Below are 21,092 nucleotides of genomic sequence, written 5' to 3' on the forward strand. Positions count from 1 at the left end.
TCCACGTTAGGGCGGCAGCGCATCGCGCCGCTGTGAGCGGAAGGCGAGCCCGCGAGCCGACGACCGGCCGTACCTTCACGAAACCTGAATTAGCTAGTTAGCCGTTTGACTAGTTTGTCTAGCTACTTATATCGTCGACCCCGTCGAAAGGACGACGACCATGACCCTCGCCACCGAGCGCACCTTCTCAGCGCCGACACGGCTCACGCAGCACGTCGGGCGCAGCACCACCTCCGCGAACCTCGTGCCGCGCCGCAGCGGCGACACCGGCATGATCGTCGCCAGCGCGATCGCCGGCCTCGCCGCGGCCGCATCCGCCATCGCCGGCCTGATCCTCATGGTCGGCTGATGAGCAGCACCGACTCCCGCACCGCGACCGCGCGCGTCACCGCCGACCGCACCACGCTCAGCGCCATCGGCCGCCTCACCGTCGCCGCCTGGCAGCTCGAGACCCTGCAGGCCAACGCCCTCGCCGCCCACTCGACCGAGAACGCCATCGCCTGGCGCGGCTGGGACGAGAAGGTGCGTCAGAGCCTCGACCACTTCGACCGCATCCGCGGCTCCATCGCCCGCGCCCGCCAGGTCGGCAACAGCGTGCCGGTGCAGCTCGACAACGGCGCCGTCGTGCCGGCCGACGCCGCCTACTTCGACCGGATGACCGACCGTCTCGCCAAGCTGCACCGCATCGGACTGCTGCACGGGTACTCGGTCGTCGCCTCCGATTCCGCCTCCTCCTACGCCACCGCGGTCTGACCGCGGACGCCCCGATCACCACCCCCGCACGAAAGGACCCCCTCCCATGAGCTTCATCGCGTTCCTCGTCCTCGGCCTCATCGCCGGCGCCATCGCCAAGCTGATCCTGCCCGGCAAGCAGCCCGGCGGCATCCTGCTCACCCTCGTGCTCGGCGTCATCGGCGCGATGGTCGGCGGCTGGATCGCCGGCTTCTTCGACGCGAACGTCTACACCAGCTTCTTCTCGCTCAGCGCCTGGATCGCCGCCATCGTCGGCGCGATCGTCGTGCTGCTCGTCTACGGCCTCATCACCGGTCGCAAGGGCGCGCGCGCCTGATGACCGCGTTCGACGCGGACAGCACGCTGCCGCCCACCGAGCCCATCGACCTCCGCGAGCTCTTCGCGGCCGAGGCGGGTGCGGCAGCGGGCCAGCACTGACCGCCGACCGAACGGCCCGGTGGATGACGGATCCCGTCGTCCACCGGGCCGTTCGCCGTCTCCGGAGCTCTGTGCGAGCGGAACGAGCGGATGCGCGCTCAGCGCGCCCGCGGATGCGCCGTCACGTAGGCATCGCGCAGGCTGTCCGCCGTGACGAGCGTGTAGATCTGGGTCGTCGCGACGTTTGCGTGGCCCAGCAGCTCCTGCACGACGCGAACGTCCGCTCCGCCCTCGAGAAGGTGCGTCGCGAAGGAGTGCCGCAGCGAATGCGGCGAGAGCTCGACGTCGAGCTGGGCGCGCTCGGCCGTAGCCCGGATGATGAGCCACGCGCTCTGCCGCGAGACCCGCGCGCCGCGGGCGCCGAGGAACAGCGCCGGCGTCGCGGCGCCGCGACGGGCGAGCTCAGGCCGCGCCCGCACCAGATAGGCCTCGACCGCCGCGCGCGCCATCGAGCCCACCGGCACCACACGCTGCTTGCCGCCCTTGCCGAACAGGCGCACCGCATCCGCCGCGCCGTCCGGGCCGACCAGGTCGTCGACGTCCAGCCCGACGGCCTCGCTGACTCGCGCGCCGGTCGCGTAGAGCAGCTCGAGCAGGGCGCGGTCGCGCAGGCGCACCGGATCCTCGCCCTCGGTCGCGGCGAGCAGGCGCTCGATCTGGGCGTAGCTCAGCGCCTTCGGCAGCCGTGAGGGCAGCTTCGGCGCGGGCACGTCGCGCGCCGGGTCGTCGTCGAGCACGCCCTCGTCGACGAGGAAGCGCGCGAAGCCGCGGATCGACGAGAGGATGCGCGCGAGCGACGAGGCGGCGGGCGCCGGTGTGCGCTCGCGCAGCGCGAGACTGTGCGCCGAGATCGCGGCGGCGGTCAGCAACTCGGCCGGCTCGCCGTCGCCGAGCGCCTCCAGGAACGGGACGAGGTCGCGACGATACGCCGACACGGTGTGCTCGGAGCGGCCGCGCTCGATCGTGAGGTGACGCAGGTAGCGCTCGAGCTGACGCTCCAGCGCCGAGGGCCGGCGCGGCGGAGCGTCGCCAGGCGAGCCGGCAGCAGGGCCGTCGGCCTCGGATTCGTCAGCCGCGGCGGGCATGGGCGGTCAGCACCGCGATCTGCAGGATTGAGTTGCTGAGGCGCCCGGCGAGCACCGCCGCGACGACCTCGTCGAGCGCAACCCAGCGCCGCACGATCTGCGCCTCCTCCTCGCCCCGGTCGAAGGCCTCGACCGAGCTGAGCCCGCGGGCGAGGTAGACGCGCAGCAGCTCGTCGCTGCCGCCCGGCGTCGTGTGGAAGGTCGCGAGCGGCTCCCACTCGGCGGCCGCGAGATCCGTCTCCTCGGCGAGCTCCCGGGCGGCGGCCGTCTGCGGATCCTCGCCCTCGATGTCGAGCAGCCCGGCCGGCAGCTCCCAGTCGCGAGTGCGGATCGGGTGGCGGTACTGGTTGATCAGCAGCACCCCGTCCTGCTCGTCGAGCGCCAGCACCGCGACGGCGCCGGTGTGCGCCACGAACTCGCGCGTCAGCTCGCCGTCGCCGAAGGCGAAGCGCTCGCGCTTCACATCCCAGATGTGCCCGTCGAAGACGGTCTCGCTCGAGAGGATGCGCGCCGGGTCGGGCAGATCGGCGAGCTCGCCGGTCTCGAGGCGGGTGCGCAGCGCATCCAGTTCGGTCGAGTCGCTCATCGTGCCTCCGTGCTGTTCGCGAACCGCGCGTCGTGTCGCGCCGAGTTCGGGCGGTGGATGCCGACGGCCCGCTCCCGGTTCACCCGAGGCGGGCCGTCGACGTGGTCTCAGGTCAGGCGTCGACCTCGGCGGTCTGGGCCTCGCCGGTCTGGCCCTGCGCGGCGGCGGCGCCGTTCTCGGCCTCGGCGACCTCGAACAGCCGCGAGGCGCGCTGGCGCTCGAGGGCCGCGCCGACGAGTCCGCGGAACAGCGGGTGCGGGCGGTTCGGGCGCGAGCGCAGCTCGGGGTGCGCCTGCGTGGCGACGTAGAAGGGGTGCACCTCGCGCGGCAGCTCGACGTACTCGACCAGGGTGCGGTCGGGTGAGATGCCCGAGAACACCAGGCCGGCCTCGGCGATGCGGTCGCGGTAGGCGTTGTTGACCTCGTAGCGGTGGCGGTGGCGCTCGGCCGCGGTGGTCGCGCCGTACACCTCCGCGACGATCGACCCCTCGGCGAGGTCGGCGTTGTAAAGGCCCAGACGCATCGTGCCGCCCAGGTCGCCGCCGGCGATGATGTCGACCTGCTCGGCCATCGTCGCGATCACCGGGAACTCGGTGTCGGGGTCGAACTCGGTCGACGAGGCGCCGGGCAGCTCCGCCTTGTGACGGGCGTACTCGATGACCATGCACTGCAGGCCGAGGCACAGGCCGAGGGTCGGGATACCGTTCTCGCGCGCGAAGCGCAGTGCGCCGAGCTTGCCCTCGATGCCGCGCACGCCGAAGCCGCCGGGAACGCAGATGCCGTCGACGTCGCCGAGCAGACGCTCCGCGCCCTCCGGGGTCTCGCACTCGTCCGAGGGGACCCAGCGGATGCTGACCTTCGCCTCGTGCGCGAAGCCGCCGGCGCGCAGGGCCTCGGTCACCGAGAGGTACGCGTCGGGCAGGTCGATGTACTTGCCGACGAGGGCGATCGTGACTTCGTGCTTGGGCTCGTGCACGGCCTTGAGCACGCCCTGCCAGTGGCTCCAGTCGACCTCCGTGGCCTTCTCGAGGCCGAGCTGCTCGATGATGTAGCCGTCGAGGCCCTGGTCGGTCAGCATCGTCGGGATGTCGTAGATCGACGGCACGTCGATCGCATTGACGACGGCCTGCTCCTCGACGTCGCACATGAGCGCGATCTTGCGCTTGTTCGACTCGCTGACCGGCCGGTCGCTGCGTAGCACCAGCGCATCCGGCTGGATTCCGATCGAGCGCAGAGCGGCGACCGAGTGCTGGGTGGGCTTGGTCTTCTGCTCGCCCGAGGCGCCCATGTAGGGCACGAGCGAGACGTGCACGAAGAAGACATTGCGGCGGGTGAGCTCGTGGCGGATCTGGCGGGCGGCCTCGATGAAGGGCTGCGACTCGATGTCGCCGACGGTGCCGCCGATCTCGGTGATGATCACGTCGGGGGCGGGGGTGCCGTCCTCCGGCGGCACGGCCTGCAGGCGCATGCGTCGCTTGATCTCGTCGGTGATGTGCGGGATGACCTGCACGGTGTCGCCGAGGTACTCTCCGCGACGCTCCTTCGCGATCACGTTCGAGTAGATTTGGCCGGTGGTGACGTTCGCGGCCTGATCGAGGTCGATACCGAGGAAGCGCTCGTAGTGACCGATGTCGAGGTCGGTCTCGGCGCCGTCGTCGGTCACGAAGACCTCGCCGTGCTGGAAGGGGTTCATGGTGCCCGGATCCACGTTCAGATAGGGATCCAGCTTCTGCATCACGACGCGCAGCCCGCGCGCGGTGAGCAGATTGCCCAGACTCGCGGCGGTGAGGCCCTTCCCGAGGGAGGAGACGACACCTCCGGTCACGAAGATGTGCTTGGTCGTCTGCCGCTCCGAGTTGTTCACCACGGGTTCTCAGCGTATCTCACTGCGCGGCTTCGCACTCGCCCGGATGCGGTCGGTCTCGATCACGATCCGGTCGCGGCGGCGCTCTCAGGCCTCGCGCGCCGCCGTCTCCGCGACCTCGAGCAGCTCCCGGGCGTGGGCGAGGCCCGAGTCGGAGTCGGCGAGCCCGCTGAGCAGCCGCGCCATCTCCGAGAGTCGCTCCTCGCCCTCGAGCGCGCGCACGTCGCTCGCGGTGATCGCGCCGTCGGTGCTCTTGACGACTGCGAGATGGTTGGTGGCGAAGGCGGCGACCTGCGCGAGATGCGTCACGACGATCACCTGCGCCGAGGTCGCGAGCCGCTGCAGCCGGCGCCCGATCTCGATCGCCGAGGCCCCGCCGACGCCGGCATCCACCTCGTCGAAGACGAAGGTCGGCACCGGGTCGCTGCCGGCGAGCACGACCTCGATCGCGAGCATCACGCGCGAGAGCTCTCCGCCCGAGGCGCCCTTGGCGATCGACCGCGGCTCGGTGCCGGGATGCGGCTGCAGCAGGATCGCGACGGCGTCGCGTCCGCTCGTGCCGAGCTCGCGCTCGGTCACCTCGATGTGCAGGCGGGCGTCGGGCATCGCGAGCGCCGCGAGCTCGGCGGTCACGGCGGCGGCCAGCTGCTCGGCCGCGGTGCGGCGCAGCGCGCTGATCTCGTCGGCGAGCGCCTCGACCTCGGCGAGCCCCTCCTCGACCTCGCGACCGAGCTCCGCGATGCGGTCCTCGTCGCCGTCGAGCTCGAGCAGGCGCGTGCCGCCGGTCTCGGCGAAGTCGACCACGTCATCCACCGTCGGTCCGAAGCGCCGGGCGAGGCCGCCGAGCGCCGCGCGGCGCTCCTGGATCGCCTCGAGCTCGCGCGCCGAGTCGCCTTCGAGCGAGGCGAGGTAGGTCGAGAGACGCCCCGACAGGTCGCTCAGCCCGAACGACAGCTCGGCCGCCGACTCGCCGATCGCGGCCAGCTCGGGGTCGTGGGCTCCGCCGCGCTCGAGAGCACGACGCGCCGCCTCGACCAGCGCCACGGCATCCGTGCCGCCGTCGATCTCCTGCGACGAGATCGCCTGCTGCGCCTCGCTCGCGGCGAGCCGCAGCTCTTCGTGGTTCGTGAGCCGCTCGGCCGTCTCGGCCAGCTCCTGATCTTCTCCGCGCTGCGGGGCGAGCGTCTCGATCTCGTCGAGCGCCGCGCGCAGGTCGACCGCCTCGCGGATGCGCCGGTCGCGTTCGGTGGTCAGCACCTCCAGCTCGGCGCGGGCGCGCTGCCAGCGGTCGAAGCCGGCGCGGTAGTCGTCGAGCTTCGCGGCCAGCTCGGGGCCGGCGTGGCGGTCCAGCGCCTCGCGCTGCGCCGTCGCCGAGGTCAGCCGCAGCTGGTCCGACTGCCCGTGCACGACGACCAGCCGCTCTCCCAGCTCACCGAGAACGCCGACCGGCGCCGAGCGCCCGCCGACGGTCGCGCGACTGCGTCCTTCGCTCGACACCGAGCGACTCAGCAGCAGCTCTCCGCGGCCGTCGATCACCTCGTCGAGGTCGCCGCCGGCGTCGCGCACGCGCTCGGCGACGGGGCTCGGGTCGGCGACGCTCCAGCGCCCCTCGACCACGGCCGCGCCGGCGCCGCTGCGCACGCTGCCGGCATCCGAGCGAGCGCCGAGCAGCAGCCCGAGCGCGGTCACGACCATCGTCTTGCCCGCGCCGGTCTCGCCGGTCAGCGCCGTGAACCCGGGGCCGAGCGGCAGCACGGCCTCGCGGATCACGCCGAGGTCGCGGATGGAGATCTCCTCGATCACGGCGCCGGCACCTCCTCGCCGTCGGGCCCGCGCCAGCCCGTCACCGGCAGGGCGAACTTGCCCACGAGCCGGTCGGTGAAGACGCTGTCGGAGAGGCGAGCGAGCCGCACGGGCTCGGGCGAGCGCTTGACGACGACACGCGCCCCGGGCGGCAGGTCGAAGGTGCGGCGTCCGTCGGCCCAGATCACGCCGGCGCCCGCCGAGCGCTCGAGAAGCTCGACGGCGAGCGCCGAGTCCGGTCCGACCACGAGCGGCCGCGCGAACAGCGCGTGGGCCGACAGCGGCACCATGAGCAGCGCATCCACGCTCGGCCAGACCACCGGACCACCCGCGGAGAAGGAGTACGCAGTCGATCCGGTCGGCGTCGACATCACGACGCCGTCGCAGCCGAAGGTCGAGAGCGGGCGGCCGTCGACCTCGACGGCGACCTCGAGCGAGCGCTCGCGGCTGGCCTTCTCGACCGAGACCTCGTTGAGCGCCCACGTCTCGTAGACCACCTGATCGGACTTCTTCACGCGCACCCACACGGTCATGCGCTCCTCGACCGTGTAGTCGCGAGCGAGCGCCCGCCGCACGGTCTCGGTGAGGTCCTCGCGCTCGGCCTCAGCCAGGAAGCCGACGTGCCCGAGATTGACGCCGAGCAGCGGAGCGCGGCCGCCGCGCGCGATCTCGGCGGCCCGCAGGATCGTGCCGTCGCCGCCGAGCACGATCACGAGCTCGAGGTCGGTGATCGCGACATCCCGCCCCAGCAGCGCCAGCTGCGAGAGGCTCGGGTCGGCCGCACGCAGATCCGCTTCCTCGTCGTCGGAGACCACCGGGGTGATCCCCGCGTCGATCAGCTGGCGGCAGACGAGCAGGCCCGCTTCGAGCGAGTCGGCGCGCCCCGTGTGGGCGACGACGAGGATGTGGCGGTCGGGCATCCGGGCTCCCTCCGGCTTCGGCGGTGTCAGTCTGAGGAGGCGCGCACGAGCCCGAGGGAGAGACCTACGGGAGAAGCGCGATCGCCTCATCCCATTCTGTCGGATCGACGCCCGCTCCCGCGGTCCAGTGCACCAGGTACTCCTGATTTCCCGACGAACCCACGACTGGGGAGGAGAGGACTCCGCGCGCGTCGAGCCCCGTCTGCGCGGCGCTCGAGAGCACCGCGCGCAGTGCCGTGTGGCGTGCGCGACGATCGCGCACGATCCCTTCCTTCACCCCGCCCTTGCCGACCTCGAACTGCGGCTTCACGAGCAGCAGGAAGTCGGCGTCGGGATGCGCGACCGCGCGCAGTGCGGGCAGCACGAGCGCGAGCGAGATGAACGACAGGTCGCCCACGATCAGGTCGGGCTGCTCGGGACCGCCCGTCAGCTCGGCGAGCCGTGCGGCGGTGAGCTCGCGCGCGTTCTCGCCTTCGACGACGATGACGCGCTGATCGCCGCGCAGCTCGTCGACGAGCTGACCGTGGCCCACGTCGAGCGCCGTGACCCGGCGGGCGCCGCGTTCGAGCAGCACCTGCGTGAAGCCGCCGGTCGAGGCGCCCACGTCGAGGGCGTCGCGTCCGCGCGCGTCCACGCCGAAGCCGTCGAGGGCCGCGATGAGCTTGTGCGCGGCCCGGCTGACGTAGCCGTCGTCACCGGCGACCTCGAGAGCGGATGCGGCATCCACCTTCAGCGCGGGCTTGCCCGCCGGTCGACCGTCGAGACGCACGCGCCCCTCAGCGATCGCCGCGTGCGCCGCGCCGCGCGAGCGGGCGAGCCCGCGGCGCACGAGCTCGGCGTCGAGTCGGATCGGCGCGGTGGGCAGCGTGCCGTCGTCGCCGTCCCGGCCGTCGCCGGCGGGGGTCCCGTCGCCGGCGGGATCGTCGGGCATCAGGCTCCGTGCGGGGAGTCGCTCGACTCGAGGCGCGCCCGCAGCTCATCGTGGATCTGAGTCAGGGCCGCGGCGCGGCTCTCGAGCGGCTGGTCCTCGATCACGCGCAGTCGCGAGAGCAGTCCGTCGCCCGAATCCGGAACGCTGCTGTCCGCATCCACGCTGTCGTGAACGCCGTCACCAGGAACAGACTCCGTCGCCTCGGCGTCGCGGGCGTCGGAGTCGTCCGGCGGAACCTGCTTGTCGGAGTCGCTCATCATGCCGAATATAGCCGCGGGTGCGCGCCGAGGCGGCTCAGCGGTAGAGCGCCGCGTCGACGTCGAGCGCGTAGATCGGCTTGCCCGAGCCCCACACCGCCGCGGTGCCGGCGCGCACGTTGTCGACCTCGCTGCCGCGCTTCGTGAGCTTGACCGCGCTGCCGTCGAGCACGACCTCGGCGTCGCCGCTGCGGTGCTTGACGACGCCGCCGAAGCCCTTCTTCACGATCTGCTCGGGGTAGGGCTGAGCGAGCTCGCGCAAGTCGCCGAGGATGAAGTCGGGCCGCGAGTCCGCATCCGCCGGCAGCAGCTGCTTGGCGCGATCGATTCCGGTGAGCACGTGCACCGAGCGCAGCCCCGCACGGTTCGCGCCGATGATGTCGGTGTCGAGGCGGTCGCCGATGAACAGCGCCGCCGTCGATCCGAAGCGCTGGGTCGCGGCGTCGAAGATCGCGCGCTCGGGCTTGCCGGCGACGACGGGCAGGCGACCGACCGCCGTGTGCACGGCCGACACGAGCGTGCCGTTGCCCGGCGCGATGCCGCGCGCGACGGGGATGGTCCAGTCGGTGTTCGTCGCCACCCAGGGGATGCCGCCCTCGGCCTCGGGCGTCTTCAGGGCGAAGGCGGCCTCGGCGAGGTCCTTCCAGCCGAGCTCCGGCGAGAAGCCCTGGATCACCGCGGCGGGCCCGTCATCGGCCGAGCGCGTGACCGTGAATCCGGCCGCCTCGACGACGCTCGTCAGCCCTTCGCCGCCGATCACGAGGATCGTGGATCCGGCCGGCGCCAGCTGCTGCAGCAGCACGATGGCGGCCTGGGGCGACGTGACGACGTCTTCCGTGGCGACCGTCAACCCGAGCTCGTTCAGGTGCCCGGCGACGCTCGCAGCGGTGCGCGAGGCGTTGTTCGTGACGTAGCCGACCCTCACGCTCGCCTGCGCCGCGTTCAACGACTCGACCGCGTGCGGGATCGCTCCCGCGCCCTTGTAGACGACTCCGTCGAGGTCGGCGAGCACCAGGTCGATGCCGTCGAGCGGCGTCGTGAATGCGCGGCTCACGCCTGCTCCCCTGCGGCGCCCTCGGCACTCGCGGCGTCCGTCGCGCCCGCCGTCTTCCGCTTCCGCGGTGCGGCCGCGCGCTTCGCCGGCGCCGCTTCGGCCTCGTCCGCGGGCTCGGCCTTCTTCGCGCGAGTCCGCGGCTTCGCTGCCTTCGCCTCGGGTGCCGCCTCCCCAGCCGGGTCGGCCTTGGCCGCGGCACGAGCGCGCGTCTTGGCGGCGGGCTTCGCGACCTCGTCGGCGCCGGCTGTCACGGCCGGCTCGGCCGCCGGCTCAGCGGCCTTCGCCCGCGAACGCGGCTTCGCGACCTTCGCCGGCTCAGCCTCGACGGCCTCCTCGGACTTCGCCTTCGCGCGCGGCTTCACGACCTTGGCCGGCTCAGCCTCGACGCTCTCGTCGGTCGTCTCGGATTTCGCCTTCACACGGCTGCGCGGCTTGGCCACCGGAGTCTCGTCGCCGGTCGCTGCCGCGGCCTCGACCGTGTCAGCGGCCTTCGCCCGCACCCGGGGCTTGGCGACCTTCGCCGGCTCGGCCTCGACGCTCTCCTCGGCCTTCGCCTTCGCGCGGGTGCGCGGCTTGGCCACCGGCTTCTCCGCTGCTGCCGTCGCGGCCTCCACCGACTCAGCCTCGGCGGCCTTCGCACGCGAACGCGGCTTCGCGACCTTCACCGGCTCAGCCTCGACAGTCTCCTCCGCCTTGGCCTTCGCCCGGCTGCGCGGCTTCGCGACCGGCGTCTCGCCGCCAGCCGCCGCTGCATCCTCCACCGGCGCAGTGGCCTTCGCCCGCGAACGCGGCTTCGCGGCCTTCGCCGGCTCAGCCTCGACGGTCTCCTCGGCCTTCGCCTTCGCGCGCGATCGGGGCTGGGGGCTCGCCTCGGGAGCTGCGTCGGGCTCGGCATCGACGACAGATTCGGCCACCGGCGTCGCCGCAGCACGACGACGCGGCTTGGTCACCGCAGCCGCCTCGTCGCCATCACTGGGCTCCAGGTCGGCTGCGACCGCGACAGCATCGGTGTCGTCCTCTGCCGAGACGAGTCTCTCGTCCTCGGCGACCGCATCCGTCTCCACGACGGCCTCGGGTGCGGACGCGGCCGCGTCGACGACCGGCTCGGAGCCGACCGACTCGGCCTCGTCCGACTCGGCCTCGTCCGACTCGGTCTCGTTCGCTTCGAGCTCATCTCCGTCGCCGCCGGCGGGCCACTCGAGCTCTTCCTCGACGATCTCGATCGTGCCGTCGTCGGCGGCCTCCTCGAGCGCCTCGCTCGCGAGCGCCGAACGCTCGTACCACTCCCCGGCCTCGTCGGCGCGGCCCAGTTCCTCGAGCACGAGCGCGTACGCGTCGAAGAGCTCGGGGCTCCAGCTGAAGGCGCGACGCGGGTCGAGCTGCGGGATCTCGAGCTCGTCGAGTGCCTGCTCGGCCTGCCCGAGGTCGAGACGCGCACCCGACATGGCGATCGCGAGGCTCACCTGCACCGGAACGCTCAGCTCCGAGCGCTCGATCGAACGCCCGAGCTCGAGAGCCCGCTCCGGTCGGCCGACACCGCGCTCGCTGTCGACCATGAGCGCGATCTGGTCGTTGCTTCCGCTCAGGCGGCGATAGGTGCGCAGCTCACGCAGCGCCAGGGCGAAGTCGCCGATCGCGTAGGCCGTGATCGCGACGGATTCACGCACGACCGAGATGCGTCCGGCACGACGGCCGGCCGACAGCGCGTGCTTGTGCGCGAGCTGCGGGTCCTCGTCAATGAGGCGCCCCGCCATGACGAGGTGCTTCGCGACCCAATCGGCGTTGTCCTTGCTCAGGGTCTTGAGCTCGCCGCGAGCCACCTTGTCGAGCTGGTTGGCCGCGACATCCTCAGGGATGAACGGGTCGTCGTGGCGTGTCGAGCCGTCCTCCGACATGCCGCCGCGGAAACCACGACGGTCGTCGTCGCGACGCGGACGGTCGCCGCTGTCCGGACGACCGCGATCCCAGCTCTGACCACCGTCGCCGTCGCGGCGCGGGCGATCGAATCCGCGCCCTCCGCGGTCACCGGAGCCCCCGCGGTCGAAGCCGCGACCGCCGCGGTCGCCGAAGCCCCCGCGATCGAAGCCGCGACCACCACGGTCACCAGAACCGGAGCGGTCGAAGGAACGTCGCTCACGATCACCCGAGGCCGAGCGGTCGTAGGGACGACGCTCGCGGTCACCCGAGCCGCTCCGGTCGAAGGGACGACCACCACGGTCGCCCGCCGCACCGCGATCGAATCCCCGCGAGCCGCGGTCGCCGCCGCCCGCGCCGAACGAGCGCCCGCCGCGGTCCGAAGAGCCGTCGCGTCCGTATCCGCGAGCGCCTCGGTCGCCACGATCCCCACCCGAGGAACGGTCGAACGAACGGCCCCCACGATCTCCGGATCCGCCCCGGTCGAAGGAGCGACGCTCTCCGTCGCCTGAACCGCTGCGATCGAACGGACGGCCGCCACCGCGCCCGCCGGAGCCGTCGCGGTCGAAGCTGCGTCCACCGCGATCCCCAGAACCGTTGCGATCGAACCCGCGTCCACCGCGGTCACCCGATGCCGGACGATCGGAGTAGCGGCGCGGACGATCGTCCGAGTCGCCGCGATCGAACGAGCGACTCTGCCCGTCACGACCCTGCGATCCGGCGTCCGACCGACGCGGACGATCGTCGTAGCGTCCGTTCGACCGTCCATCGCGGTCGCCGCCGAAGGGACGGCCCGAACCACCGGAGCGGTCAGAGGAACGGCCGCCGGCGCCACCGTAGCCGCCACGGCCGCGGTCGCCGCCCTGCGCACCCGACTCGTTGCCTCGATAGGGACGACGCTCGGCGCCGTCGCCGCGGCGCTCGCCCGAGTTGCGGTCGTCGCGACCATAGCCACGGGAGCCACCGACCGAGGCACCTCGCGGACCGCCTTCGCGTCCACCGCGGTCAGCACCATTGCGACCCGAATAGCCCGAACCGCGGTCGCCTCGCGCCCCGCGGTCGTCGCGTCGATCGCGACGCTGCTCGTCGCGGTCTCGATCGTTCTGGTCGCTCATCTCGACTCCTTCTGGTGGTGCCGGCAGTCGATCACGAGCTTCCGGCGCGCTCCTCACAGGAGCATGGTGCCTTAAACAGAAAATGGCCATCCAGAATCCTGGATGGCCATTTCCCGAAAGAAGTCCGGCGGTGTCCTACTCTCCCACGAGGTCCCCCTCGCAGTACCATCGGCGCAGAAGGTCTTAGCTTCCGGGTTCGGAATGTAACCGGGCGTTTCCCCTTCGCTATGGCCGCCGAAACACTATTGATTTAGCGTGTCTGCAGACCTGAAACGATGTTCAGGTGTGCGGTATCCCGACCGTAAATCGGGAACCACAAAGTGGACGCGAGCAACAAAACTTTTGTGTGTTGTCAAGTTATCGGCTTATTAGTACAGGTCAGCTGCATGGGTCTTTAGTCCCCACTTCCACATCCTGCCTATCAACCCAGTAGTCTAGCTGGGAGCCTCTCCCCCGAAGGGATGGAAATCTCATCTTGAAGCCGGCTTCCCGCTTAGATGCTTTCAGCGGTTATCCGTTCCGAACGTAGCTAATCAGCGGTGCTCCTGGCGGAACAACTGACACACCAGAGGTTCGTCCATCCCGGTCCTCTCGTACTAGGGATAGATCTTCTCAAATTTCCTACGCGCGCAGCGGATAGGGACCGAACTGTCTCACGACGTTCTAAACCCAGCTCGCGTACCGCTTTAATGGGCGAACAGCCCAACCCTTGGGACCTACTCCAGCCCCAGGATGCGACGAGCCGACATCGAGGTGCCAAACCATGCCGTCGATATGGACTCTTGGGCAAGATCAGCCTGTTATCCCCGAGGTACCTTTTATCCGTTGAGCGACAGCGCTTCCACAAGCCACTGCCGGATCACTAGTCCCGACTTTCGTCCCTGCTCGAGCCGTCACTCTCACAGTCAAGCTCCCTTGTGCACTTACACTCGACACCTGATTGCCAACCAGGTTGAGGGAACCTTTGGGCGCCTCCGTTACTTTTTGGGAGGCAACCGCCCCAGTTAAACTACCCACCAGGCACTGTCCCTGAACCGGATCACGGTTCGAAGTTAGATATCCAGAGTGACCAGAGTGGTATTTCAACAATGACTCCACGAACACTGGCGTGCCCGCTTCAAAGTCTCCCACCTATCCTACACAAGCCACACCGAACACCAATACCAAGCTGTAGTAAAGGTCACGGGGTCTTTCCGTCCTGCTGCGCGTAACGAGCATCTTTACTCGTAGTGCAATTTCGCCGAGTTCGCGGTTGAGACAGCTGGGAAGTCGTTACGCCATTCGTGCAGGTCGGAACTTACCCGACAAGGAATTTCGCTACCTTAGGATGGTTATAGTTACCACCGCCGTTTACTGGGGCTTAAATTCAGAGCTTCGTCGAAACTAACCCTTCCTCTTAACCTTCCAGCACCGGGCAGGCGTCAGTCCGTATACATCGTCTTGCGACTTCGCACGGACCTGTGTTTTTAGTAAACAGTCGCTTCCCACTGGTCTCTGCGGCCCTGCAGCGCTTCCCGGAGTAAATCCGTTCACGCCTTAGGCCCCCCTTCTCCCGAAGTTACGGGGGCATTTTGCCGAGTTCCTTAACCACGATTCTCTCGATCTCCTTGGTATTCTCTACCTGACCACCTGAGTCGGTTTGGGGTACGGGCAGCTAGAACCTCGCGTCGATGCTTTTCTTGGCAGCATAGGATCATCAGATCTTGCCCTTGCGGGCTCCCCTTCAGGTCTCAGCCTTATATGAGAGACGGATTTGCCTATCTCTCGGCCTACACCCTTGGCCTCGGACAACCATCGCCGAGGACTGACTACCTTCCTGCGTCACACCTGTTAATACGCTAGCCGCACCAGCATGGGGTCGAGCGTTAGGCCGGCAGCTTCACCCCGAAGGGATCCGTCAGCCGGATTAGGACTCTTAGCACCACTGGATTAGCTTGGGCGGTTCTTCGCCGGTACGGGAATATCAACCCGTTGTCCATCGACTACGCCTGTCGGCCTCGCCTTAGGTCCCGACTTACCCAGGGCAGATTAGCTTGACCCTGGAACCCTTGGTCTTTCGGAGGACGTGTTTCTCGCACGTCTTTCGCTACTCATGCCTGCATTCTCACTCGTGTGGCGTCCACGGCTGGATCACTCCGCCGCTTCACTCGCCACACGACGCTCTCCTACCAATCCGCACGGCTGGACCACGAAGGCCTACCAATAATGCGAATTCTACGACTTCGGTGGTGTGCTTGAGCCCCGTTACATTGTCGGCGCGGAATCACTTGACCAGTGAGCTATTACGCACTCTTTCAAGGGTGGCTGCTTCTAAGCCAACCTCCTGGTTGTCTCTGCAACTCCACATCCTTTCCCACTTAGCACACGCTTAGGGACCTTAGTCGGTAGTCTGGGTTGTTTCCCTCTCGACGATGAAGCTTATCCCCCACCGTCTCACTGCTGCGCTCTCACTTACCGGCATTCGGAGTTTGGCTGACGTCAGTAACCTTGTAGGGCCCATCGGCCATCCAGTAGCTCTACCTCCGGCAAGAAACACGCAACGCTGCACCTAAATGCATTTCGGAGAGAACCAGCTATCACGAAGTTTGATTGGCCTTTCACCCCTATCCACAGCTCATCCCCTCGGTTTTCAACCCAAGTGGGTTCGGTCCTCCACGACGTCTTACCGTCGCTTCAACCTGGCCATGGATAGATCACTTCGCTTCGGGTCTAGGGCATGCGACTCAAACGCTCTATTCGAACTCGCTTTCGCTACGGCTACCCCTCACGGGTTAACCTCGCCACATACCGCTAACTCGCAGGCTCATTCTTCAAAAGGCACGCTGTCACCCCTGCTAGGGAGGCTCCAACGGTTTGTAAGCAGACGGTTTCAGGTACTATTTCACTCCCCTCCCGGGGTACTTTTCACCTTTCCCTCACGGTACTTGTCCGCTATCGGTCATCTGGGAGTATTTAGGCTTACCAGGTGGTCCTGGCAGATTCACACGGGATTTCTCGGGCCCCGTGCTACTTGGGATACTCTCCATCGCTGCGCCACATTTCGACTACGGGACTGGCACCCTCTGTGGTCGGCCTTTCAAGACCGTTCGTCTATATCGCGCACGTCAATGTGAACTTCGGCAGAAGTTCGTGAAAGTCCCACAACCCCGACCATGCAACGCCTGCCGGCTATCACACATGATCGGTTTGGCCTGTTCCGGTTTCGCTCGCCACTACTAACGGAATCGCGGTTGCTTTCTCTTCCTGTGGGTACTGAGATGTTTCACTTCCCCACGTTCCCTCTACCCGCCCTATATATTCAGGCGGGAGTCACCAGGTCGCACAAGTACGCACTGGCGGGGTTTCCCCATTCGGACATCCTCGGATCAAAGTTCGCTTATCAACTCCCCGAGGCTTATCGCAGATTGCTACGTCCTTCTTCGGCTCCAGATGCCAAGGCATCCACCGTCTGCTCTTAGAAACTTGACTACATGAGTTTTGTTAGAATCGATCGGCAGCACCATAAAGATGCTGCAGATTGACCAATGATCTATAAAAATAGAATCATCTTGTAGATGAGATCTTTCGATCTCTATCTAAGATGCTCGCGTCCACTGTGTAGTTCTCAAATTACGGGCGGTACCCCCGCGTCCTGGTCACTGACCAGTCGGCAAGAGGTCCGCAAAGAGCCTCAGTCACCCGAGTCCCTCAGGACCCAACAGCGTGCACGCGCCGACTGCCCCGACCAGACCCTTTCCTTGCCTCACAAGTGAGGCCGTACTGAGATCCAGACGATCTATCCGACGCCTATGTCAATGTTCCACCCATGAGCTGACCACCGGACAACGTGTGTGTCCGAAGTGGCTCTGGAACCAGACGAGCTGGTCCAAATGCTCCTTAGAAAGGAGGTGATCCAGCCGCACCTTCCGGTACGGCTACCTTGTTACGACTTAGTCCTAATTACCGATCCCACCTTCGACGGCTCCCTCCACAAGGGTTGGGCCACCGGCTTCGGGTGTTACCGACTTTCATGACTTGACGGGCGGTGTGTACAAGGCCCGGGAACGTATTCACCGCAGCGTTGCTGATCTGCGATTACTAGCGACTCCGACTTCATGAGGTCGAGTTGCAGACCTCAATCCGAACTGAGACCGGCTTTTTGGGATTCGCTCCACCTTACGGTATTGCAGCCCTTTGTACCGGCCATTGTAGCATGCGTGAAGCCCAAGACATAAGGGGCATGATGATTTGACGTCATCCCCACCTTCCTCCGAGTTGACCCCGGCAGTCTCCTATGAGTTCCCACCATAACGTGCTGGCAACATAGAACGAGGGTTGCGCTCGTTGCGGGACTTAACCCAACATCTCACGACACGAGCTGACGACAACCATGCACCACCTGTATACGAGTGTCCAAAGAGTTGACTATTTCTAGCCCTTTCTCGTATATGTCAAGCCTTGGTAAGGTTCTTCGCGTTGCATCGAATTAATCCGCATGCTCCGCCGCTTGTGCGGGCCCCCGTCAATTCCTTTGAGTTTTAGCCTTGCGGCCGTACTCCCCAGGCGGGGCGCTTAATGCGTTAGCTGCGACACGGAAACCGTGGAATGGTCCCCACATCTAGCGCCCAACGTTTACGGCGTGGACTACCAGGGTATCTAATCCTGTTCGCTCCCCACGCTTTCGCTCCTCAGCGTCAGTAACGGCCCAGAGAACTGCCTTCGCCATCGGTGTTCCTCCTGATATCTGCGCATTCCACCGCTACACCAGGAATTCCATTCTCCCCTACCGCACTCTAGCTGGCCCGTACCCACTGCAGACCCGAGGTTGAGCCTCGGGATTTCACAGCAGACGCGACCAACCGCCTACGAGCTCTTTACGCCCAATAATTCCGGATAACGCTTGCACCCTACGTATTACCGCGGCTGCTGGCACGTAGTTAGCCGGTGCTTTTTCTGCAGGTACCGTCACTTTCGCTTCTTCCCTGCTAAAAGAGGTTTACAACCCGAAGGCCGTCGTCCCTCACGCGGCGTTGCTGCATCAGGCTTTCGCCCATTGTGCAATATTCCCCACTGCTGCCTCCCGTAGGAGTCTGGGCCGTGTCTCAGTCCCAGTGTGGCCGGTCACCCTCTCAGGCCGGCTACCCGTCGTAGGCTTGGTGAGCCGTTACCTCACCAACAACCTGATAGGCCGCGAGTCCATCCTTGACCAAAATTCTTTCCAACTCCTAGCCATGCGGCTGAAGCTCGTATCCGGTATTAGACGTCGTTTCCAACGCTTATCCCAGAGTCAAGGGCAGGTTACTCACGTGTTACTCACCCGTTCGCCACTGATCCAGAAGAGCAAGCTCCTCCTTCACCGTTCGACTTGCATGTGTTAAGCACGCCGCCAGCGTTCATCCTGAGCCAGGATCAAACTCTCCGTAAATGAATGACAGCCAGCCGACCGAAATCGACTGACAAATCTTTTGCCCGATCATCGCGGGAAAACGCGACAACCAGACGAGTTTGATCTGACTGAAAGGATCATCATACTGACAATCCGTCAATCCAAAGGAATCTCTCACCCCACGACCGAAATCGCGGAGCCGAGGTTATTTGGCATTTGACATAGTGCACGCTGTTGAGTTCTCAAGGATCGGACGCTCGAAGATCTCACCCTCGCGGGTTCGATCCAAGGCGATCGTCTACCAAGCCATCCCGGTGGGCAGCCGGCTTGCGGGGGTAAAGACCCTGCGAAGCACCGCGCGCTGATCAGGTCAGCGACTCGTCGGAGTGGCGAACCCCATCCAGTAGTTCAGATGGGGGCTTGTCGCTCTTGAGGCCAGGATCCGGGCGGCTGAGCCGCTCTCCGTGTCCCGCTCCTTTGGGCTGACGAGGGATTACTTTACGTACGCCGCGGGGCCGGCGCGAATCATCCGCGCATCCCGGGCGTGTCGCCCGGTTTTCCGGGATGGCGCCGAGCCAACGGCCCGCCGGCTACAGCGTCTGGCGGAAGCGTTCGAGGCGCGCGAGCGTCGACTCCTTGCCGAGGATCTCCATCGACTCGAAGAGCGGCGGGCTGATGCGGCGCCCGCTGACGGCGGTGCGCAGCGGGCCGAAGGCGACGCGCGGCTTGAGTCCGGCGCCTTCGATCAGGGCGACGCGCAGCGCCTCCTCGATCTCCACCCGCCCGAACGAGGTCAGCTGTTCGAGCGCCGCCGTCGACGACTCGAGCACGAGCTTCGCCTCGTCGGCGTTCTTGGGCAGCGCGTCGGGCGCGAACTCGATCTCGGCATCGGGCGTGAACAGGAACGCGAGCATGTCGCGCGACTCCCCCAGCACGATGATGCGCTCCTGGATGAGCGGCGCCGCCTCACGCAGGATCGCCTGCTGCGCGGCGGTCGGCGGGTTCTCGACGTAGCCGGCCAGGTACGGCGCGATCCGCGCCTCGAAATCGTCGGGCTGCAGCATCCGGATGTGGTCGCCGTTGATCGAGTCGGCCTTCTTCTGGTCGAAGCGGGCCGGGTTCGGGTTCACATCCCTGATGTCGAAGGCCTCGATGAACTCGGCCGTCGTGAACACGTCACGATCGGCCGCGATCGACCAGCCCAGCAGCGCCAGGTAGTTCAGCAGCCCCTCGGGGATGAACCCCCGATCGCGGTGGTGGAACAGGTTCGACTCGGGGTCGCGCTTCGAGAGCTTCTTCGATCCCTCGCCGTAGACGAGGGGCATGTGCGCGAAGCGCGGGATGAAGTCGGCCACCCCGATCTCGATCAGCGCCAGGTACAGCGCGATCTGCCGGGGCGTCGACGACATGATGTCCTCGCCGCGGAAGACGTGCGTGACGCCCATGAGCGCGTCATCCACCGGATTGACGAGCGTGTAGAGCGGGGCGCCGTTGGGCCGCACCACCACGAAGTCGGTGAAGCTGCCCGCCGGGAAGGTCACGTCGCCGCGGATCAGGTCCTCGTACGACAGGTCGCTGTCGGGCACCCGCAGGCGCAGACTCGGCTGCCGGCCCTCGGCTCGGAAGGCCGCGCGCTGCTCGTCGGTCAGATCGCGCTCGTGGTTGTCGTAGCCCTGACGCGGGTCGCGACCGGCGGCACGGTTGCGCGCCTCCATCTCCTCGGGGGTGACGAAGCTCTCGTAGACCTTGCCCGCATCCTTCAGCCGCTGGATCACGTCCTGGTAGATGTCGCCGCGCTGCGACTGGCGGTACGGGCCGTTCGGTCCGCCCTTCTCGACGCCCTCGTCCCAGTCGAGGCCGAGCCAGGTGAGCGCCTCGACCAGCTGCTCGTAGCTCTCCTCACTGTCGCGCGCCGCATCGGTGTCTTCGACGCGGAACACGAGCTTGCCGCCCGTGTGCCGGGCGTAGGCCCAGTTGAAGAGCGCCGTGCGCACCATTCCCACGTGCGGGGTGCCGGTGGGCGAGGGGCAGAAGCGGACCTTGACGTCAGGTCCGGTGGCGGTGGTGAAAGGCAGGGCTGACATCGAGGTCAAGGGTAGTGCGGGCGGGGGCTCAGTACTGCTCGACGTACTTGCCGTAGGCGAGATCGTCCGTCACGAACACGTAGCCGACGCCGGTGCCGAGCTCGAGCTGCAGAGCGAGGCGGTCCACGCGACCGCACTCGGGGAACTCGTCGTACTGCAGGAAGGCCGGGGTGCCGCCCACCTTCTCGGGCGCGATGCTGGACCAGACGTCATCGCCGACCCCGCCATCCGCTTCGGGCACGAAAGCCGGATCGAGCTGAGTCGCCAGCTTCGCGACCTCGACCTCGTCGTGCCGCGTCGGCCCGGTCCGCAGCGGCCTCGTCGGCACGACCGGCGAGCCGCCGGGCTGGATGACGACCGCGCTCTCGCCCTGCTCCGGGTCCCAGGTCGGCAGCCCGGGTGCGGCGCTCACGAACAGGTAGGCCGTGTGGCCGGCGCCGCCCGGCACCACATCGTCGTTCAGCGCGATCTGCGCGACGAAGGTCATCGGCGTGCCGAGTCGGCGGCTCGACGGCCACTGCGGGGCCGCGCGCCAGACCGGCTGCCCGCCCCGGCTGGTCGTGCTCGACGTCACGCGCCCGTCACGCCAGGTGATGTAGCCGGCGCGGCGCGGCAGGGAGGGGTGCACCGGCAGCGCGCGAGGACACGAAGCCGTGTGCGGCGCGAACGGGGCGGCGGGCACTCGCGACGGCCGCGAGTTGGGCGTCGGCATCGTGAGGTCGGGATCGTCTCCGGCCGGGTCATCGCTCGGCATGACGCTGGGCTGAGCGGAGGCGCCGTCGAGCACGAAGACACCCCAGCTCTCGGAATCGTCATCCGAGCCGGCGGAGGAGCATCCGCTCATCCCCACCATGACGGCGACGAGGGCCGCCACCGAGATCATGAGCCGATATCCGGTTCGCACGGGGCCAGGCTAGGTGCGACGACCGCCGGCGGGGACCCCC

Annotated in this window: 14 protein-coding genes and 3 rRNA genes; 3 read left to right on the top strand and 14 right to left on the bottom strand. The window is 67.5% G+C overall.

Going from position 1 to position 21,092, the window contains the following annotated elements; genetic code table 11:
• Positions 1-160 precede the first annotated feature (160 nt).
• From BJ979_RS17150 to BJ979_RS17160, 3 genes are read left to right on the top strand one after another with little or no spacing between them, the layout of a single operon-like run.
• The gene (locus BJ979_RS17150; protein WP_179569803.1) at positions 161-349 is read left to right on the top strand and encodes a hypothetical protein; all 189 of its coding nucleotides are present in this window, start codon (positions 161-163) and stop codon (positions 347-349) included.
• Positions 349-753 carry a hypothetical protein gene (locus BJ979_RS17155; RefSeq protein WP_179569805.1) on the top strand — a complete coding sequence of 135 codons (405 nt, stop codon included), beginning with the start codon at positions 349-351 and terminating at the stop codon, positions 751-753. The genes BJ979_RS17150 and BJ979_RS17155 overlap by 1 nt, the downstream gene beginning before the upstream one ends.
• Before the next feature lie 46 nt (positions 754-799).
• Positions 800-1,069: a GlsB/YeaQ/YmgE family stress response membrane protein gene (locus tag BJ979_RS17160; RefSeq protein ID WP_179569807.1), complete on the top strand. Its 270-nt coding sequence runs from the start codon at positions 800-802 to the stop codon at positions 1,067-1,069.
• 199 nt (positions 1,070-1,268) lie between these two features.
• On the opposite strand, the gene BJ979_RS17165 is transcribed toward BJ979_RS17160, so the two are convergent.
• From BJ979_RS17165 to BJ979_RS17230, 14 genes are all read right to left on the bottom strand, one after another.
• Positions 1,269-2,255 carry a site-specific tyrosine recombinase XerD gene (locus tag BJ979_RS17165; RefSeq protein WP_179569809.1) on the bottom strand — a complete coding sequence of 329 codons (987 nt, stop codon included), beginning with the start codon at positions 2,253-2,255 and terminating at the stop codon, positions 1,269-1,271.
• Positions 2,239-2,841 (bottom strand): NUDIX domain-containing protein, encoded by a 603-nt coding sequence (locus BJ979_RS17170; protein ID WP_179569811.1) that lies wholly within the window; start codon positions 2,839-2,841, stop codon positions 2,239-2,241. The genes BJ979_RS17165 and BJ979_RS17170 overlap by 17 nt, the downstream gene beginning before the upstream one ends.
• 112 nt (positions 2,842-2,953) lie before the next feature.
• Positions 2,954-4,708, bottom strand: a complete 1,755-nt coding sequence (pyrG, locus tag BJ979_RS17175) for a CTP synthase (RefSeq protein WP_343046752.1) — start codon at positions 4,706-4,708, stop codon at positions 2,954-2,956.
• Positions 4,709-4,792: 84 nt separating this feature from the next.
• The gene (gene recN / locus BJ979_RS17180; RefSeq protein ID WP_179569813.1) at positions 4,793-6,508 is read right to left on the bottom strand and encodes a DNA repair protein RecN; all 1,716 of its coding nucleotides are present in this window, start codon (positions 6,506-6,508) and stop codon (positions 4,793-4,795) included.
• Positions 6,505-7,428 carry an NAD kinase gene (locus tag BJ979_RS17185; protein WP_179569815.1) on the bottom strand — a complete coding sequence of 308 codons (924 nt, stop codon included), beginning with the start codon at positions 7,426-7,428 and terminating at the stop codon, positions 6,505-6,507. The genes recN and BJ979_RS17185 overlap by 4 nt, the downstream gene beginning before the upstream one ends.
• 64 nt (positions 7,429-7,492) lie before the next feature.
• Positions 7,493-8,359 carry a TlyA family RNA methyltransferase gene (locus BJ979_RS17190; protein WP_179569817.1) on the bottom strand — a complete coding sequence of 289 codons (867 nt, stop codon included), beginning with the start codon at positions 8,357-8,359 and terminating at the stop codon, positions 7,493-7,495.
• Positions 8,359-8,616 carry a hypothetical protein gene (locus BJ979_RS17195; protein ID WP_179563974.1) on the bottom strand — a complete coding sequence of 86 codons (258 nt, stop codon included), beginning with the start codon at positions 8,614-8,616 and terminating at the stop codon, positions 8,359-8,361. Before BJ979_RS17195 ends, BJ979_RS17190 begins: the two co-directional genes overlap by 1 nt.
• A gap of 37 nt (positions 8,617-8,653) precedes the next feature.
• The gene (locus tag BJ979_RS17200) at positions 8,654-9,670 is read right to left on the bottom strand and encodes an HAD-IIA family hydrolase (RefSeq protein ID WP_179569819.1); all 1,017 of its coding nucleotides are present in this window, start codon (positions 9,668-9,670) and stop codon (positions 8,654-8,656) included.
• A complete protein-coding gene (locus tag BJ979_RS17205; RefSeq protein ID WP_179569821.1) occupies positions 9,667-11,565 on the bottom strand; it encodes a hypothetical protein in 1,899 nt (632 codons plus the stop codon). The genes BJ979_RS17200 and BJ979_RS17205 overlap by 4 nt, the downstream gene beginning before the upstream one ends.
• A gap of 1,256 nt (positions 11,566-12,821) precedes the next feature.
• Positions 12,822-12,938, bottom strand: a 5S ribosomal RNA gene (gene rrf / locus BJ979_RS17210).
• Between the two features lie 109 nt (positions 12,939-13,047).
• Positions 13,048-16,167 (bottom strand): 23S ribosomal RNA (locus BJ979_RS17215).
• 412 nt (positions 16,168-16,579) lie between these two features.
• Positions 16,580-18,103: ribosomal RNA gene (locus tag BJ979_RS17220) — 16S ribosomal RNA — on the bottom strand.
• Together the 16S, 23S and 5S rRNA genes form the textbook arrangement of a ribosomal RNA operon.
• A gap of 551 nt (positions 18,104-18,654) precedes the next feature.
• The gene (gltX, locus tag BJ979_RS17225; RefSeq protein ID WP_425502465.1) at positions 18,655-20,157 is read right to left on the bottom strand and encodes a glutamate--tRNA ligase; all 1,503 of its coding nucleotides are present in this window, start codon (positions 20,155-20,157) and stop codon (positions 18,655-18,657) included.
• Positions 20,158-20,176: 19 nt separating this feature from the next.
• Complete coding sequence (locus tag BJ979_RS17230) at positions 20,177-21,052, bottom strand: hypothetical protein (RefSeq protein ID WP_179566696.1); 876 nt, start codon at positions 21,050-21,052, stop codon at positions 20,177-20,179.
• Positions 21,053-21,092: the final 40 nt, after the last annotated feature.

Source organism: Schumannella luteola (genome assembly GCF_013408685.1).
GTDB classification, from domain to species: domain Bacteria; phylum Actinomycetota; class Actinomycetes; order Actinomycetales; family Microbacteriaceae; genus Schumannella; species Schumannella luteola.

What these genes read in the sequence shown, in the direction of transcription:
- BJ979_RS17205 (WP_179569821.1), bottom strand. Translation starts at nt 11,565, where the DNA reads ATGTCGGAGGACGGCTCGACACGCCACGACGACCCGTTCATCCCTGAG.
- BJ979_RS17190 (WP_179569817.1), bottom strand. Translation starts at nt 8,359, where the DNA reads ATGCCCGACGATCCCGCCGGCGACGGGACCCCCGCCGGCGACGGCCGG.
- BJ979_RS17170 (WP_179569811.1), bottom strand. Translation starts at nt 2,841, where the DNA reads ATGAGCGACTCGACCGAACTGGATGCGCTGCGCACCCGCCTCGAGACC.
- BJ979_RS17185 (WP_179569815.1), bottom strand. Translation starts at nt 7,428, where the DNA reads ATGCCCGACCGCCACATCCTCGTCGTCGCCCACACGGGGCGCGCCGAC.
- BJ979_RS17155 (WP_179569805.1), top strand. Translation starts at nt 349, where the DNA reads ATGAGCAGCACCGACTCCCGCACCGCGACCGCGCGCGTCACCGCCGAC.
- BJ979_RS17165 (WP_179569809.1), bottom strand. Translation starts at nt 2,255, where the DNA reads ATGCCCGCCGCGGCTGACGAATCCGAGGCCGACGGCCCTGCTGCCGGC.
- BJ979_RS17160 (WP_179569807.1), top strand. Translation starts at nt 800, where the DNA reads ATGAGCTTCATCGCGTTCCTCGTCCTCGGCCTCATCGCCGGCGCCATC.
- BJ979_RS17195 (WP_179563974.1), bottom strand. Translation starts at nt 8,616, where the DNA reads ATGAGCGACTCCGACAAGCAGGTTCCGCCGGACGACTCCGACGCCCGC.
- BJ979_RS17150 (WP_179569803.1), top strand. Translation starts at nt 161, where the DNA reads ATGACCCTCGCCACCGAGCGCACCTTCTCAGCGCCGACACGGCTCACG.